General features: G+C 73.5%; 10 protein-coding genes and 1 tRNA gene. 5 read left to right on the top strand and 6 right to left on the bottom strand.

From position 1 onward, the window contains the following. Positions 1-42: 42 nt before the first annotated feature. Positions 43-1,071 carry a sulfotransferase gene (locus AB0I49_RS19190; protein WP_363228171.1) on the bottom strand — a complete coding sequence of 343 codons (1,029 nt, stop codon included), beginning with the start codon at positions 1,069-1,071 and terminating at the stop codon, positions 43-45. A 239-nt stretch (positions 1,072-1,310) separates the two neighbouring features. Then, positions 1,311-1,384: transfer RNA gene (locus tag AB0I49_RS19185), tRNA-Pro, on the bottom strand. Positions 1,385-1,562: 178 nt separating this feature from the next. Between AB0I49_RS19185 and AB0I49_RS19180 the strand changes: the two genes are divergently transcribed. Beyond that, entirely contained in the window at positions 1,563-1,856 is a 294-nt protein-coding gene (locus AB0I49_RS19180) for a YiaA/YiaB family inner membrane protein (RefSeq protein WP_363228170.1), read from the top strand. 26 nt (positions 1,857-1,882) lie between these two features. Here the strand turns inward: AB0I49_RS19180 and AB0I49_RS19175 are convergent, their stop codons facing one another. After that, positions 1,883-2,248 carry an MmcQ/YjbR family DNA-binding protein gene (locus AB0I49_RS19175; RefSeq protein WP_363228169.1) on the bottom strand — a complete coding sequence of 122 codons (366 nt, stop codon included), beginning with the start codon at positions 2,246-2,248 and terminating at the stop codon, positions 1,883-1,885. A gap of 329 nt (positions 2,249-2,577) precedes the next feature. On the opposite strand from AB0I49_RS19175, the gene AB0I49_RS19170 reads away from it, so the two are divergent. The 3 genes from AB0I49_RS19170 to AB0I49_RS19160 all read left to right on the top strand — a co-directional run bounded on the left by AB0I49_RS19170 (position 2,578) and on the right by AB0I49_RS19160 (position 11,063). Next, on the top strand, positions 2,578-5,853 hold the full coding sequence (locus tag AB0I49_RS19170) for an amidohydrolase family protein (protein WP_363228168.1): 3,276 nt from the start codon (positions 2,578-2,580) through the stop codon (positions 5,851-5,853). Between the two features lie 106 nt (positions 5,854-5,959). Then, on the top strand, positions 5,960-7,999 hold the full coding sequence (locus tag AB0I49_RS19165) for a DUF2264 domain-containing protein (RefSeq protein ID WP_363228167.1): 2,040 nt from the start codon (positions 5,960-5,962) through the stop codon (positions 7,997-7,999). Positions 8,000-8,084: 85 nt separating this feature from the next. Next, positions 8,085-11,063, top strand: a complete 2,979-nt coding sequence (locus AB0I49_RS19160) for a glycoside hydrolase family 2 TIM barrel-domain containing protein (protein ID WP_363228166.1) — start codon at positions 8,085-8,087, stop codon at positions 11,061-11,063. On the opposite strand, the gene AB0I49_RS19155 is transcribed toward AB0I49_RS19160, so the two are convergent. Both AB0I49_RS19155 and AB0I49_RS19150 read right to left on the bottom strand, forming a co-directional pair. Continuing rightward, positions 11,053-11,925, bottom strand: coding sequence for a chitosanase (locus AB0I49_RS19155; RefSeq protein WP_363228165.1), 873 nt, complete (start codon positions 11,923-11,925; stop codon positions 11,053-11,055). The two genes, AB0I49_RS19160 and AB0I49_RS19155, sit on opposite strands and share 11 nt — an antisense overlap. Before the next feature lie 245 nt (positions 11,926-12,170). Next, positions 12,171-13,256: an NADH:flavin oxidoreductase gene (locus AB0I49_RS19150; RefSeq protein WP_363228164.1), complete on the bottom strand. Its 1,086-nt coding sequence runs from the start codon at positions 13,254-13,256 to the stop codon at positions 12,171-12,173. 341 nt (positions 13,257-13,597) lie between these two features. Between AB0I49_RS19150 and AB0I49_RS19145 the strand changes: the two genes are divergently transcribed. Further along, positions 13,598-14,275: a transglycosylase SLT domain-containing protein gene (locus tag AB0I49_RS19145; protein ID WP_363228163.1), complete on the top strand. Its 678-nt coding sequence runs from the start codon at positions 13,598-13,600 to the stop codon at positions 14,273-14,275. A gap of 131 nt (positions 14,276-14,406) precedes the next feature. Here AB0I49_RS19145 and AB0I49_RS19140 read toward each other — a convergent pair whose 3' ends face one another. Next, positions 14,407-15,642: an MBL fold metallo-hydrolase gene (locus AB0I49_RS19140; RefSeq protein WP_363228162.1), complete on the bottom strand. Its 1,236-nt coding sequence runs from the start codon at positions 15,640-15,642 to the stop codon at positions 14,407-14,409. Positions 15,643-15,681 lie beyond the last annotated feature (39 nt).

Here is a 15,681-nt window from a genome sequence, read left to right as displayed (position 1 = left end):
CTGCCCCGGGCCTTCCCGGGCAGGGCGGCCGGCCCGGACTTCTCAGCTACGGGCCGCCAGCACCCGCGCGCCCGGCGCGCACCGCTCCTTGAGCGCGTCGAGCTCGCGGGACGGCAGCCGCCGGGACGCGCCGCGCCGCCCGTTGTCGAGCAGCGCGTCCCCGGCGTCCAGCCACTCCGGGAGCGGTTCGACGCCGATGAACTCCGCGAGCCGCGTCAGCTCCCGGCGGGGAGCGTCGAGCAGTTCCTCGTAGGCGAGCCGCATCCGCATATCGGCGGGCACCTCGGCGAGATGCGCCTCCCCCTGGGCCACCAGCTCCGACCACAGCGCGCCGAACCCTTCGAGCGGCAGGTCGCGGTCGCGTACGAGCGCGGGGTCGAAGCGGTGGCCGAGCAGCGCCGACATCTCGGGCGGCAGCTTCCGTACGTCGTCCTCGGTCAGGTCCTTCAGGTCCCGCACCCCCGCCCGGTCCCTGAGCTCCCGCAGCAGGAAGATCATCCGGAACCCCGTGTGGCGGCTCATCGACAGCGCGCAGTCGGGCCCGTCCCGGAACAGGTGCACGAACCGCGCCCGCGGAAACGCGGCCCGCAGCCGCGGCACCAGGTGCGTCGAGAACCCGGAGCGCTCGACCACCGCACCCCGCCCGAACCGCGCGCACAACGTCTCGAACAGCGCCTCGTAGTGCCGGGCCGCGCTTCTGCCGGGCCAACAGGTGACCTCCTCTTCGAGCGCGTCGAACAGCCCGTCGGGGTCGTCGGTGAGGTGCGGCAGCACCATCAGCGAGAGCGCGGGAATCCCGGTGGTCTCCACCCCGAACCGCCCCGGCTCGCGGAGATAGACGAACTCCGGCAACGGCACGCCGCTGCGGGTCATGGCGTCGAAGATCCGGTTGGGCTCGGCGAGCAGCCGCCAGAACCCCCTGCCGTCGAGCTCCCCCGCGGGCAGCCCGTCCGAACCCACCGAGGCCATCAGCTCGTTGAGGCTGAGCACGTCCGGATGCGCGTTCACGATGTGCGAGAGCGCGGTCGACCCGCTGCGTCCCGTACCGACGACGAAGGTCAGAGTACGCATAGCCGTTCCCCTTCCAGGACAGCCGGGCGCCACCGTCCACCAGGCGATCACCCGCGCCCATCCTTACCCACGGTGACGCGACCGACCCGGCCCGTATCGGCCGCCCTGGGAGGAGGGTCAGCGGCCCCACCGCCGAGGCCCTGCCACTGAAGCTCCCGAAGCCCCCGGAGCCCCCGAAAACAGCGAAGGGCCGCATCGGATTTCTCCGATACGACCCTTTGACCTGCGACTCTTTCGAGTCGGGACGACAGGATTTGAACCTGCGACCCCTTGACCCCCAGTCAAGTGCGCTACCAAGCTGCGCCACGTCCCGATGCTCGTCCGGCCCCGGCTGCTGCCTGGCCGACCGCGCATGAGAACGATACCGCACTTCGGCGGGTGGTCGCTCCCACCTGCTGACCTGTGGGTCTGCGGGCGGGGTGGGGCGGGCGCGGGGGCGGATGAGTAGGTGTACTCATGTGCGCTCGTCACCGGTCGGACACGCTACGCGCATGAGCACTCCATCGATCCAGCGGCCGACGACGGCCGCGTTCTTCGTTCAGGCCGCGATCTCGTTCGGGCTGTCCCTGACCGCGTTGGCGGTCGGCATCGCGAAGCTGCCCGTGGGGGCGTGGGAGCGGGCGTTTCTGGCGCTGGGGCTGATCTTCGTCGTGTCGTCGGCCTTCACCCTGGCGAAGTGCGTGCGGGACCGGCAGGAGGTCGAGGAGGTGACCAATCGGGTGGACAAGGCCCGGATCGACAAGCTGCTCGTCGAGCAGGACGTGTTCAAGCCCGGCGGCGTCTGAGCGCGCCGGGCTCCGGGGGCGTCCGCTCAGGCTTCGGTCGCCCCCGCCGCCAGGCCGGGGTGGGCGTCGGCGATCTTGCGGGGTGCGACCTGGCGCCAGGAGTCGACGAGGACGGCCCGCAGCTCGTCGGTGTCCTCCAGGGCCGCGAGCCGCACTCGCATGAAGTCGTAGTTGTCGTCGTGCCCCGGTCGCAGGAAGAACTTCTCCGGCTCCGCCGCGATCAGCTCCGTGCGCTCCTCCTTCGGGCACTTCACGCCCATGGAGGTGTCGTCGTCCGCGAGGGAGGCGAAGATCTTGCCGCCGACGCGGAAGGTGGGCAGGCCCCAGGCGAGTTTCTCTTGTGTTTCGGGGAGCGAGAGCGCGATGGCGCGGACATCCTCGGCGGTGGGCATGAGGGCCTCTCCGTTCAGCCGTTCGTGGCGACACCGGGGCGCGCCGTCGGGCGGCGTGCCGGTCCGGCCTGGATCAGTACGGTACGAACGACCGTAGCGCCCGGCACTGACAACGGCGCGGGCACGAAGGCGGAGGCCAGGGCTCCGGTGGACGCCCCGTGGCCGGAGGCTCCGCCGCGGCTCCGGCCATGGGCGTCCGCCGCGCTCAGGACGTCCGCGCTCCGGTTCCGATGATCTTGTGACGCGGTGTTGACCAAGGAGCGGGGCGGGAGGCAACCTGCCGAGGTCCCACCCCTGACCCGCACGATCCCCGCGCCCCAGGAGGACAGTTGGCCACCGCCGATCCCACGGATGCCCCCGGACCCGCCGCACTCTCCCGGCGCAGGTTCCTCCAGGCGGCGGCCGGCACCGCCGCAGCGGCGGGTGCGGTCGTGGCCGTCCCCTCGGAGGCGCTGGCCGCCGGGACGTCCGCCGCGACGCCCGCGGGCACAGCCCCGGCCACGCTCTCGTTCACCGCCGCCACGAACGGCTCCGGCACCCTCTCCCCCGCGGGCGACCGCCTCGTCGTCGAGGTGCAGAACATCCTGTGGTCGATCCCTCGTGACACGTCGGGAGGGGCGGGAGAGGCGAAAGGCCGGAAGGGGCACGAGCCCGGTGAGGCCGTGCAGCTCACCCAGCCCGATCTGGAGCCGACGCGTCCGGTCTTCTCGCCGGACGGGCGGTCGCTCGCCGTCTGCGCGTACCGGGGCGGCGGTTTCCACATCTGGACGCTGCGCCCCGACGGCAGCGGGCTCCGGCAGCTCACCGACGGGCCGTGGGACGACCGCGGCCCGTCCTGGTCGCCCGACGGCACCCGGATCGCGTTCTCCTCCGAGCGGGCCGGCGACCCGGTGGCGGGCAGCCCGTACCGCATCTGGGTGGCGGATGTGCGGACCGGGGCACTGCGGCAGATCACGGGGCTCGCGGGGCAGGACGGTCCCCTCCAGGACGGCGCGTGGGAGGACTTCGACCCGTCCTGGTCGCCGGACGGCGCGCGGCTGCTGTTCGTACGGGGCAAGGCCGGCGGGTCCGCGCTGGAGGCCCGTACGGTCGCGTCCGTGGCGGCCGACGGCGGGGGCGCGGTCAAGGCCGAGCGCACGGAGAGCGGGGACGTGCAGGTGATGACCCCGGCGCTGTCCGCGACGGGGCGGCTCGCCTACCTGCGGACCGCCGAAGCGGCCGCGTCGGGGCGCGGGACCTGCACCCTCGTCGTGGACGGCGAGGCGGTGCCGGTGCACGGCGATGTGGCTCCGGTGCCGGTGCGCTGGGTGTCGCGGGACGAGGTGCTGCTGACGGTGGACGGGCAGTTCCGGCTTGTCCGGCCGGAGAAGCCGGAGGGGGCCGGGACGGCGATCCCCTTCAAGGGGACCCTGTCCGTGGACCGGCCCCGCTACCGCGTCAAGCGCTACGACTTCGACGGCTACGGGGTCCGCCCGGTGCGCTCCGTGCATCTGCCCGCGCTGTCCCCGGACGCCCGGCAGGTGGCGTTCGCGGCCCTCAACTCGCTCTGGGTGGCCGATGTTTCGGGCGGCAGGCCGCGCCGGATCGTACGGGCCGACCCGACCCGGTACGTACTGGAGCCGTCCTGGACGGCCGACGGCAAGGCGCTCGTCTACGCGGACGACCATGACGGGCTGCTGGCCGTGCGCCGCCGCGACCTCGCCTCCGGGAAGGAGACCGTGCTCGCCGAGGGCGGCCGGGTGCACCCGCGGCTCTCGCCCGACGGGAAGCGGCTCGCCGCCGTCGACATGTCGGGCAATCTGGTCGTGCGCGAGCTGGCGAGCGGTGCGGAGAAGGTGCTGGCCGCCCCGATGGGCGGCGGCGGGCTGCCCGGCAGACCGAGCTGGTCCCCCGACGGCCGGTATATCGCCCTGTGCGACCGCAACCGGCTCAACCAGCGATTCCGTGAGGGCTACAACCTCATTCGGATCGTGGACGCGGCGACCGGGAAGGACCGGCTGCACGCCGCGGCCCCGCACGTCTCGATCTCCGACCGCTACGACTCGGGACCCGTGTGGTCCCCCGACGGCCGCTCGATGGCGCTGATCATCGAGTCCGCGCTGTGGGTGCTGCCGGTACGGCCCGACGGCGCGCCGGCCGGCGCGCCCCGGCGGCTCACCGACGAGGCCGCCGACCATCCGTCCTGGTCCGGGGATTCGCGTTCGCTGATGTACCTGTCGGCCGGCCGGCTGCGGCTGCTGGACGTGGCGGACGGCTCGGCGCGCACGGTCCGCGTCCCGCTGGACTACCGGCGGCCCCGGCCCGCCGACACCGTCGTGCACGCCGGGAAGTTCTGGGACGCCACGGGCGAGGCGGTCCGCGAGAACGTCGACGTGGTGGTCCGGAACGGGCGGATCGCCGCCGTCGAACCGCACCGGGCGGGCCGGCGCGGCAAGCACACGGTCGACGCGTCGGAGCGCACCGTCATCCCCGGCCTGTGGGACTCGCACACCCACCCGTGGCAGAGCACCTACGGCGGGCGGCAGACGGCGCTGCAGCTCGCGTACGGCATCACGACGGCGGTCGCGCTCGGCGGGTTCGCGTACGAGGAGGCGCGGGTCCGCGAGGCGGTGTCGGCGGGCGTGCTGGCCGGGCCGCGGCTGCTGGCGACCGGGGAGCTGCTGGACGGGTCGCGCGTCGCGTACAGCATGGGCCGCGCCCACCGCACACGGGACGGGCTGCGCCGGTCCCTGGACCGGGCGTCCGCTCTGGACTGGGACTTCGTCAAAACCTATGTGCGCGCGCCCTCTTGGGTGATGAAGGAAGCCGCGGAGTTCGCCCACGAGGAGCTGGGGGTGCGCAGCGGCAGCCACCTGTGCACGCCGGGCATCCAGGTCGGGCAGGACCTGACGACCCATCTCCAGGCCACGCAGCGGCTGGAGTTCGGCCACGCGGTGACCGCGACCGGACATGCCTACGAGGACCTGGCCGACATCTATACGGCCACGGACTTCCATATGGTGGCGACGATCTTCACGTCCACGCCGCTGATCGGCGCGCAGCCGTCACTGGCCGAGGACCCCCGGGTCACAGCGATGATGCCGCCGTGGGACGCCGCGCTCGTCAAGCAGACGGCCCAAACACCGCCCACCGAAGAGCAGTTGACGTTCGCGCAGCGGGAGATCGACGTCTACCGGCGGGTGCTGGCGGGCGGCGGGCTCGTCGCGCTCGGCACCGACTCGCCGCTGGTGCCGGTCGGGCTCTCGCTCCACCTGGGGCTGCGGGCGCTGCACCGCTGCGGCCTGAGCGCCGCTCAGGCGCTGCGCATGGCGACGATCCTGCCCGCCCGCGTCTACGGCGCGGACCGCGACCTGGGGACCCTGGAGGTCGGCAAGCTCGCCGACCTGGCGGTGGTGGACGGTGACCCGTTCACCGACTTCGACTCGCTCGTACGGACGGAGTCGGTGCTGCGCGGCGGAGTGCCGTACGAGCAGCGGGAGCTGGTGGGCGCGTACGAGGCGACGGGCGCGGCGACGAAGCGGGCGGCGGCGCGCCACGACGACGAGGGGTGGCTGGCGGTCGGCCGTCAGCTGCGCCGCGACTCGTGCTGCGACATGGACGGCTGAGCTCCGGGTGGGCTCCCCGGTCGGGGAGCCCACCCACAGGCCGACGGGGGGAAGGTCGGCTTCCGCCTTCTTGTCAACCCCGGCGAGCGGCGGGATCCTGAGGCGCGTGCACTGCGAACGGCTGTCCCTCCCGCCCGCCGATCACGTCCTCTCCCCGCGCACGGGGTGGACCCGCGCGCACTGGGAGGCGATGGCCGACCACCTCCTCGACGCGCTCGAACCGTACGCCACGCCGCGCCGCGCGCAGTACCGGCTGCCGGGCCGGACGAGCTGCTCCGGTGAGCTGTCGGACGGTCTGGAGGGGTTCGCCCGCTCCTTCCTCCTCGCGGCGTTCCGGCTGGCCGGCAGCGGCGCCGGCCCCGGCGGCGCGGGCAAGGGAGAGGATTCGGCGGCCGAGCGGCTCGCGGAGCGGTACGCGGCCGGGCTCGCCGCCGGTACGGACCCGGCGAGCGGCGAGGCGTGGCCCGCGCTCACCGGCCGCTCGCAGCAGCTGGTCGAGGCCGCGTCGATCGCGGTCGGGCTGGCCGAGTCGCGGCCGTGGATCTGGGACCGGCTGGACGGCAGGGTCCAGGAGCGGATCGCCGACTGGCTCGGCGGTTTCGCGGGTCAGCCTGTCCACGACAACAACTGGCAGCTCTTCAAGGTGGTCGCCACGCAGTTCCTGGCCTCGGTCGGGGCGCCGCACGCACGGGCCGACATCGAGGACGGCCTGGACCGCATCGAGGACTGGTATCTCGGCGACGGCTGGTACAGCGACGGCGACGGCCGGAACTTCGACTACTACATCGGGTGGGCGATGCACTTCTACCCGCTGCTGTGGTCGCGGATGGCGGGCGCCGACGACGGCGGGCGGACCGCGGTCTACCAGGAGCGGCTGGCCCGGTTCCTCGCCTCCTATCCGCACTTCTTCGGCGGCGACGGCGCCCCCGTCCACCAGGGCCGCTCCCTCACCTACCGGTTCGCGTCCGTGGCCCCGGTGTGGATGGGCGCGCTGGCGGACTGCACGCCGCTGGCGCCGGGCCTGACCCGCCGTCTGGCCTCGGGCGCGCTGCGGCACTTCGCCGAGCACGGCGTCCCCGACGGCCGCGGGCTGCTCACCCTCGGCTGGTACGGGCCCCATCTGCCCGCCACCCAGGCGTACTCCGGCCCGGCGTCGCCCTACTGGGCCTCGAAGGGCTTCCTCGGCCTGCTGCTGCCGCCCGGCCACCCCGTCTGGACCGACCGCGAACTCCCTTTGCCCGTAGAGGAGTCGGACCAGTACACGGCGCTGCCCGCGCCGGGGTGGCTGCTGCACGGCACCCGGAGCGACGGCATCGTCCGGCTCCTCAACCACGGCAGCGACCACTGGCGGCCGGACGACGAGCACGGCGCGTACGGTGACGATCCGCACTACGCCAAGCTCTCCTACTCCTCCGCCACCGCCCCCGAGACCGCGCCGCACGCCTGGGCGCACGCCGTCGACAGCCACATCGCGCTCGTCAGCGCGGCCGGCGTCCCTTCCCGGCGCCGCCGCATCCACCCCCTGAGCTGTGCGGGCCGCACCGCGTCGTCCTGGCACACGGCGGAGCTGCCCGGCGACTCCCGCGCCCACCGCATCGAGACGGCGACGCTGCCGCACGGCTCCTGGGAGATCCGGGTGCACCGGGTCGACGCCCCGCCCGGCGCCGGGGTCCGCGAGGGCGGGTACGCGGTGGCCGGCGGCGAACCGCCGAGGACGGAGTCGGGGGCGGGGCCGGAGCCGGGGGCGGGGTGGGCCCTGGCCCGTACGGCCGACGGCCTGGTCAGCGCCGTGGTGGCCCTGCACGGCTGGTCGGGCTCCGGGGTCCACCACGAGGCCGGGGCCAATGCCTTCGGGCCGCACTCCGCCACGCCGTACCTCACCTTTCCCGACCATCCGGGCGGCCGTACGGTCCATGTCACGCTCGTCGTGCTGACGCGGGACGGCGTGGATCCGCGGGCCCTGCGGGACGCGGTCTCCGTGACGGTGACGGGCGATCAGGTGGCCGTCGAGCTGCCCGACCTGCCGCCCGCCTCCCCCGACGGCGCGGCCGACGGCGTACCGGGCGGCGCACCGGGTTGCGTATCGGGCGGTACCTTCGAATTTCCCGGTTTGTCCCCGTCCGGCGGCCCCGTCCTCTTGTCGTGACCGCCGCCATACCGCAGCGTTGGCCTGTGAACCGTGTGGCCGACGGGCAGCGCGGGACGGGTAGAGCCGCTGGGTGAGGAGAAGGATGAGCCAGGCACCGCACACGCCGGTCCCTCCGGGCGAGGACGCCCCGTACTACGAGGACGTCTCGCCGGGCGCCGGGGCCCTGCCGCCCCGCGCGTGGTCGGCGGCCACCGACGCGGCGCGGCTGCGGCTCGGCGGGAAGTGGCGGTTCCGGCTGTCGCCGTCCGCGACGGCCGCCGACGACGACTTCGCACGGCCCGGTTTCGACGCCGCGCGCTGGGACGAGCTGCCCGTGCCCGCGCACTGGCCGCTGCACGGCTACGGCGCGCCCGCCTATACGAACACCGGCTACCCCTTCCCCGTCGACCCGCCCCGCCTGCCGGACGAGAACCCGACCGGGGACTACCGGCGCCTCTTCGACCTGCCCGAGGAGTGGCCCGCCGGCGAGGACGCCGTGCTGCGCTTCGAGGGCGTGGAGTCGTGTGCGCGGGTGTGGCTGAACGGGCAGGAGCTCGGCCACTTCAAGGGGAGCCGGCTGCCGCACGAGTTCGCCGTCGGCGCTCTGCTGCGGGCGCGCGGCAATGTGCTGGCGGTGCGGGTGCACCAGTGGTCGTCGGGGAGCTATCTGGAGGACCAGGACCAGTGGTGGCTGCCCGGCATCTTCCGCGAGGTGACGCTGGAGCGGCGGCCCGAGGGCGCGGTCCGGGACTTCTTCGTGCACGCCTCGTACGACCACATCAGCGGCGCGGGGACGCTGCGGGTGGAGTGCGAGCCGCAAGGCCGGGTGCTGGTGCCGGAGTTGGGGATCGACATGGCCACGGGCGAGTGGACGACCCTGGCCGTCGAGCCGTGGACCGCCGAGACGCCCCGGCTCTACGCCGGGGAGCTGGTGACGGCGGGCGAGCGGATTCCGCTGCGCGTGGGCTTCCGTACGGTCGTGGTGGAGGACGGCGTGCTGAAGGTCAACGGCTGCCGGGTGCTGTTCCGGGGCGTCAACCGGCACGAGTTCCATCCGGAGTCGGGCCGGGCCCTGGATCCGGAGACGATGCGCCGCGACGTGCTGCTGATGAAGCGTCACAACATCAACGCCGTCCGCACCAGCCACTATCCGCCGCACCCGGCCTTCCTCGGACTCTGCGACGAGCTGGGGCTGTGGGTCGTGGACGAGTGCGATCTGGAGACGCACGGCTTCCACGCCCTGGGGTGGCGCGGCAACCCGGTGGACGACGAGCGGTGGACCCCGGCGCTGCTGGACCGCGCGGCCCGGATGGTGGAGCGGGACAAGAACCACCCGTCGGTGGTGATGTGGTCGCTGGGCAACGAGAGCGGCTCGGGGTCCGGCCTGTCCGCGATGGCGCGCTGGATCCGCGACCGCGACCCGTCGCGCCCGCTGCACTACGAGGGCGACCCGTCCTGCCGGGACACGGATGTCTATTCGCTGATGTACGCCGATCACGCCGAGGTCGACCGGATCGGGCGTCGCGACGAAGAGCCTTATGGGGACGCGGAGTTGGACGCCAGGCGTCGGGGGCTGCCGTTCATCCTGTGCGAGTACGCGCACGCGATGGGCAACGGGCCGGGCGGCCTGTCGGAGTATCAGCGCCTGTTCGAGGCGCATGAGCGGTGCCAGGGCGGATTCGTGTGGGAGTGGATCGACCACGGCATCGCCCGCCGCACGCCGGACGGGCAGCGGTACTTCGCGTACGGCGGTGACTTCGGCGAGGAGCTGCACGACGGCAATTTCTGCTGCGACGGGCTGCTGTTCCCGGACCGTACTCCGTCGCCCGGCCTCGTGGAGCTGAAGAAGGTCGTCGAGCCGGTGCGGATCGAGGCCGGTCCGGGCGGCGCCGGCACCGTACGGATTACCAACGGGCACGACTTCGCCGGCCTGTCCCATCTGGCGTTCCCCTGGACGTACGAGGTGGAGGGCGAAGCCGTCGCCGAAGGGCGGCTTGACGTGCCGTCACTGTCGCCCGGCGAGAGCACGGAGCTGAAACTGCCCGCCCCTCCGCCCTCACCGCTCGCGGGCGAGGCGTGGTGGACCGTACGGGCGGTGCTGGCCGAATCCGCCGCATGGGCGGACGCCGGGCACGAGGTGGCGTGGGGTCAACTGCCGGGTGACAGAAGGCCGTTGGAGGGCGGCGAACCCGAGAGGGGTGCAGGGATCATCGCGCCCCGGTCCGGCGCGGCGGGGACGCTCGTGCTGGGGCCCGGCGTCTTCGACGCCGCCACCGGGGCGCTCCGCGCGCTGGGCGGCTTCCGCGTCGAGGGCCCCCGCCTCGACGTGTGGCGCGCACCGACGGACAACGACGAGGGCGCGCCCTGGCAGAGCGAGGTCCGGCAGGGGCCGCTGTGGCGGCGGATCGGGCTGCACCGGATGCGTCACCGGGTGGACGAGGTGCGCGCCCGCGGCGACGCCCTGGTCGTACGGGCGCGGCTCGCCCCGGCCGCGAGCGGGCTCGGGCTGCGGACGGAGTACCGCTGGACATCGGACGGCGAGCGGCTGGCCCTGGCGGTGACGGTGGTGCCGGAGGGCGACTGGCCGTGCCCCCTGCCCCGGCTCGGGGTGCGCCTCGACGTCCCCGGGGAGCTCGGCGAGGCGCAGTGGTTCGGCGGCGGGCCGGGCGAGGCGTATCCGGACACGCGGGCCGCGTCGCGTATCGGCAGGTACGCGATGCCGGTGGACGCGATGCAGACCCCGTATGTGCGTCCGCAGGAGAACGGCGCGCGGGCGGACGTGCGGTGGGCGCGGCTCGGCCGCCGGGACGGCGCGGGGCTGCGGATCGAGGGCGCTCCCGCCTTCTGGTTCACCGCGCGGCGCTGGACGGGCGAGCAGCTCGACGCGGCGGCGCACACCCCCGACCTGACGCCGGGCGAGACGGTCCGGATCCATCTCGACCACGGCCAGCACGGGATCGGCACCCAGGCGTGCGGGCCGGGGGTGCTGCCGGAGCACTGGCTGCGGGCGGGGCCGGCGTCGTTCTCGTTCGCCTTCTCGGCGGCCGGCCCCGCCCCGTCCGCGCCCGCCGTTACTTCTTGATCTCGAAGGACTGCCCGTAGACCTTCCACTTGAGCGGCGGCTCCAGGCCGAGGTTGCCGGCGTCGAGGAAGACGCGCTGCTCGGTGTCGACGCGGCTGGTGTCGCTGTGCGCCTCCTCGCTCTGCATGGCCTTCTTGCGGGCGTCGAGGAAGGCGCTGATGTACTTCTTCTCGTCGCCGCCCTGCGCCGGGGTCTTGGCCTTGGACATGGCGGTCTTGCGGATGCCGCCGAAGCTGTACTTGTCGTCGCCGGGGCCGTGCATGACGATCGCGTCGTAGTAGGCGAACTGGCCCAGCGTGCCCAGGCCGTCGGCCTTGCCCTGCTTGACGGCCGGGTTGAAGTAGACGCGGTCGCGCTCGGACTCCTGCGCCTGCTGGAACACCTTGTCCTTGGCGGCCTTGTCCCACGCCTTCTCGAACGGTGTGCCGAGGCCGGCGTGCGAGTCGCTGCCGTTGACCTTGCGCAGGGCGGGCAGGTACTTGGCGAGGGGGTTGTCGGGCTTGTTCTTGGTGTACAGCTCGACGAGTTCGAGCATGTCGCCGGTGCCCGAGGTGAAGCCGATGATGCCGCCGGTGTAGCCGCGGCCGTCCTCGATGTCCTCCAGGTACTTGTAGTACTCGCGCCATTCGAGGCCGGAGTTCTCGGCGCTGGCGACCAGCTGCATCGCGATCTCCTTCTTCTTCGGATCGTCGAGCCCGGTCGCCTTGACGGCGGGCGCGGCGGCGCTCGTACGGGCCGCTGTCGCGTGCGTGGCCTCGGTCGCCTGGCCGACGCCGGCCAGGGCGAGCGAGGCGGGGAGCGCGATGGCCAGCCCTATCAGGGCGGTACGGACGGTCTTCGACTTCGGGGTGCGCGCGGGCATGCGGTGACTCCGTTCCCGTGTGGCTGTTAGGAAGCTTTCCTAACCATTGATAGCGGGCACGTCACACCGGCCACAAGAGGTAGGACGTGAACTCCCGGCCACGGCCGCCCGCGAGACCCCGACATGTCCCGACCGCCCCGCAACTGTCCCGCTGGTCCCGGGACATGACCGCTTGCCCCACGGCGGCGACAGCCGCCCCCACCGTGGGAGACGGTCGCCGCATCGACCCTGACCTGCGCTTTCGGTCAGTACAGGGTGCCCAGCGACTTCGGGTCGTAGGGGGTGAGCTCGCCGGTGCGGCCGCTCAGGATCTTCGCGGCCCAGTCCGGGTCGCCCAGCAGGGCGCGGCCGACCGCCACGATGTCGAACTCGTCGCGCTCCATCCGGTCCAGGAGCCGGCCGATGTCCGCGACGTCGCTCAGCCCGCCCCGGTGCGCGGACCCGAACTCGGTGCCCAGGCCGACCGACCCGACGCCGATGGCGGCCTTTCCGGAGAGCTTCCTGGCCCAGCCCGCGAGGTTGAGGTCCGAGCCCTCGAACTCCGGCAGCCAGTAGCGGCGCGTGGAGCAGTGGAAGGCGTCGACGCCCGCCTCGGCGAGAGGGGCGAGAACGGCCTCCAGCTCCTGCGGCGTCTCGGCGATCCGGGCCTCGTAGGCGCCCAGCTTCCACTGCGACATGCGGAAGACGATGGGGAATTCCGGCGAGACGGCCGCGCGGCAGGCGGCCGCGATCTCGGCGGCGAAGCGGCTCCGGGAGGCGTGGTCGCCGCCGTAGGCGTCGCCGCGCCGGTTCGTACGGTCCCAGAGGAACTGGTCGATGAGGTAGCCGTGCGCGCCGTGCAGTTCGATGCCGTCGAAGCCGCGGGCCTCGGCCGCCGCCGCTCCGGCGGCGAAGGCCGCGACCACGTCGTCGATGTCCGCCGACGTCATCGTCCGGCCCGGCGCCGACTCGTCCAGGGGAACCCCCGAGGGGCCGATCCGCGGGGCCTCGGGCACCGGGGGCGCGCCGGCCGTGCGCGCCATGCCCACGTGCCACAGCTGCGGCACGATCGCCGCGCCCGCCCGGTGCACCGCGTCCGCCACCGCCGCCCAGCCGGCCAGCGCGTCCTCGCCATGGAACCGGGGCACGCGGTCGCTGGTCCCCGCCGCGTCATGGCCGACGTACGTGCCCTCGGTGATGATGAGCCCCACCCCGCCGGCCGCCCGGCGCGCGTAGTACGCGGCCACATCCGCGCCCGGCACGCCACCGGGCGAGAACCGGCGGGTCATCGGCGCCATCGCGAGCCTGTTGCGGAGGGCGAGACTCCCCAGGGAGAAAGGCCGGACGAGCACCTTCGCGGCCCGCTCGGCCGCCCTTCCGGCATTTTCAGCGTTCCCGGCGTTCCCGGCGTTCCCGGTACTTTCGGTGCTTTCGGTGCTTTCGGTGCTTTCGGCACTGCTGGGTATCACGGATTCCACCTTCGGTGATCAAGTGAACAGGCTTGAAGCAACGCGGTTCACTCCGGTCGAACCGGTCACCCGCCCCACTGATTCCCGTGCTTCCCGGCCCCGTCCACGGCGCTGCGGAGGACCGGATGCACCTCGGCCCACCCGCCGGGCTGCCATCGCGCCGACGGACCAGGGATCATGCCTACTCGTACACGTCCTCATGACCTCATGAAGGGAGGCAGGCCATGAGCACCCCTCACAGGCGCCGGAAGTGGCCGGTCGTCGTAGTCGTCGTCCTGGCCGTCGTAGCGGTCGCGCGCTGCGGCCACGGCTCCGACTCCGACGGTTCGTCCGGGTCACAGTCCTCCGCGCCCAAGGCGACCGGGTCGCCGACGCCCGACGCGACCGGCGGCACCGCGCAGCCGAAGGACGACCAGGACCCCACGCGGTACGGGCCGCAGGTCGTCGCCTACGCCAAGAAGGCGGGCGTCAACCCGCGACTCCTGATGGCCATCCTGTACGTCGAGTCGTACAAACCGCACGACCCGGAGCTGGAACGGGCCTGGCAGCGCATCAAGAAGGACTCGGCGTTCGGCATCGCGAACATGCACAAGGCCGCCTTCGACGAGGCCAAGCGGGGCCGCGACTTCGCGAACCGGAACTGGGACGACCTGCCCGGCAACCCCCGCCTCGCCATTGAGGCGGCGGCCTGGCACCTGCACGACCTCGCGGCGCAGCTGCCCGCCCAGCGCTCCGGCGGGCACACCAAGGACGAACTGCTGGCGCTGGGCTACAACGCCGGGGCGGGCAACATGTCCGCGTTCGCCCACGGCGCGAAGCCGGGCCCGGCGGCCCAGTCCTACCTGGACCGCCTGCACCAGAACTGGGACAAGGCGGGAGAGGCCGTGAAGCGCCCCGGCTGAGCCGGCCCGGCACGGGTCGGGGGCCTGCGGGGGCGCGTACGGACGTACGCCCGACGGCGCGTAAGGGGCCCGCGCACGGGCGTGCGCACGGGACGCGCGCCGGCGCGGGCACGCCCCCGCCCGCCGCGTCGCTACGCCTGGAGCACGGCCTCCTCGGCCGGCCCCGACAGGTCCGGCCGCCCCGCCCGGTCCACGCCCGCGAGCAGCGGCCAGCCGCCCGCCGGAGCCACCGCCACCGCCCGCCACCACGGATCGACCGGCAGCGGCGAGGCGGGCTCGAAGGGCTGGCCGGGGCGCGGGGTGGCGACCGTCGCGCCGGCCCGCTCGGCGGCGGCGACGGTGCCCTCGGCGGGCTCGTGCCACGGGTGCGGGGCGAGGTTGAAGGTGCCCCAGTGGATCGGCAGCATGACGCCGCCCGGCGCGCCGCCGATCTCCAGCGCCTCGCCGGGCGCCCCGGACGAGGCCCCCTGGAGGTCGCGGTGGGCGCGCATGCCCTCCTCGGGCGTCATGTGGATGTCCGGCCACATGTCGCTGTAGGCGCCGATCTGAATCATCGTCGCGTCGAACGGGCCGTACTGCGCGCCGATCTCGGCGAAGCCGGGGAAGTACCCGGTATCGCCGCTGTGGAAGATCCGGTGCTCGGGCCCGGCCACCACCCAGGAGGCCCACAGGGTGTGCTGGGTGTTGCGCAGCCCGCGGCCGCAGAAGTGCCGGGCGGGGGTCGCGGTGAGGGTGAGGCCCGCGATCTTGGCCGATTCCCGCCAGTCCAGCTCGGTGGTGCGCTCGGCCGGTACGCCCCAGTGCTCCAGGTGGGCGCCGATGCCCAGGGGCACGACGAAGTGCGTGCCGGTGCGGGCCAGCGCCCGTACGGAGGGCATGTCCAGGTGGTCGTAGTGGTCGTGGGAGATGACGACCGCGTCCACCCGGCCCAGCTCGCGCAGCGGCACCGGCGCCGGGTGCAGCCGGCGGGGGCCCACGAAGGCGAACGGCGAGCAGCGCTGCCCCCACACCGGGTCGAAGAGCACCCGCCGCCTGTCGATCTCCGCCAGCACGCTGGAATGGCCCATCCAGGTCAGCCGCAGCCCGGAGGCGGGCGGTTCGGCCAGGTCGGCGAGGGTCGTCGGGTGGACCGGCACGTTCCCGGCCGGGGCCCGGCTCGCGCGCTCCTCCTTCTTGAAGTACGTGGGCAGGAACTTGAGCATCGAGCCGGAGGGGGCGATCGAGGCCGCGACCGGGTTGGTGAACACCCCGTCCGCGAAGTTCGGCGACCGCCGGATGCGCGCCATCCGCTCTCCGGACGGGTCGGCCCCGAATGCGGCGGGTCGCAGCGCGTCGAGCGGGGAGGTTTTCGGGCGGGAGCCGGTCACGGCGCCTCCAGAGTGAGGGGGCAGGTCACCCCATTATCT

It is taken from the genome of Streptomyces sp. NPDC050617 (assembly GCF_040654795.1).
Taxonomy (GTDB): domain Bacteria; phylum Actinomycetota; class Actinomycetes; order Streptomycetales; family Streptomycetaceae; genus Streptomyces.
This window is presented reverse-complemented; position numbering and strand designations above follow the sequence as displayed.

Excerpts from the sequence above, each read along its gene's own strand:
- AB0I49_RS19190 (WP_363228171.1), bottom strand. The coding sequence starts at position 1,071 with ATGCGTACTCTGACCTTCGTCGTCGGTACGGGACGCAGCGGGTCGACC.
- AB0I49_RS19180 (WP_363228170.1), top strand. The coding sequence starts at position 1,563 with ATGAGCACTCCATCGATCCAGCGGCCGACGACGGCCGCGTTCTTCGTT.
- AB0I49_RS19175 (WP_363228169.1), bottom strand. The coding sequence starts at position 2,248 with ATGCCCACCGCCGAGGATGTCCGCGCCATCGCGCTCTCGCTCCCCGAA.
- AB0I49_RS19160 (WP_363228166.1), top strand. The coding sequence starts at position 8,085 with ATGAGCCAGGCACCGCACACGCCGGTCCCTCCGGGCGAGGACGCCCCG.
- AB0I49_RS19155 (WP_363228165.1), bottom strand. The coding sequence starts at position 11,925 with ATGCCCGCGCGCACCCCGAAGTCGAAGACCGTCCGTACCGCCCTGATA.
- AB0I49_RS19145 (WP_363228163.1), top strand. The coding sequence starts at position 13,598 with ATGAGCACCCCTCACAGGCGCCGGAAGTGGCCGGTCGTCGTAGTCGTC.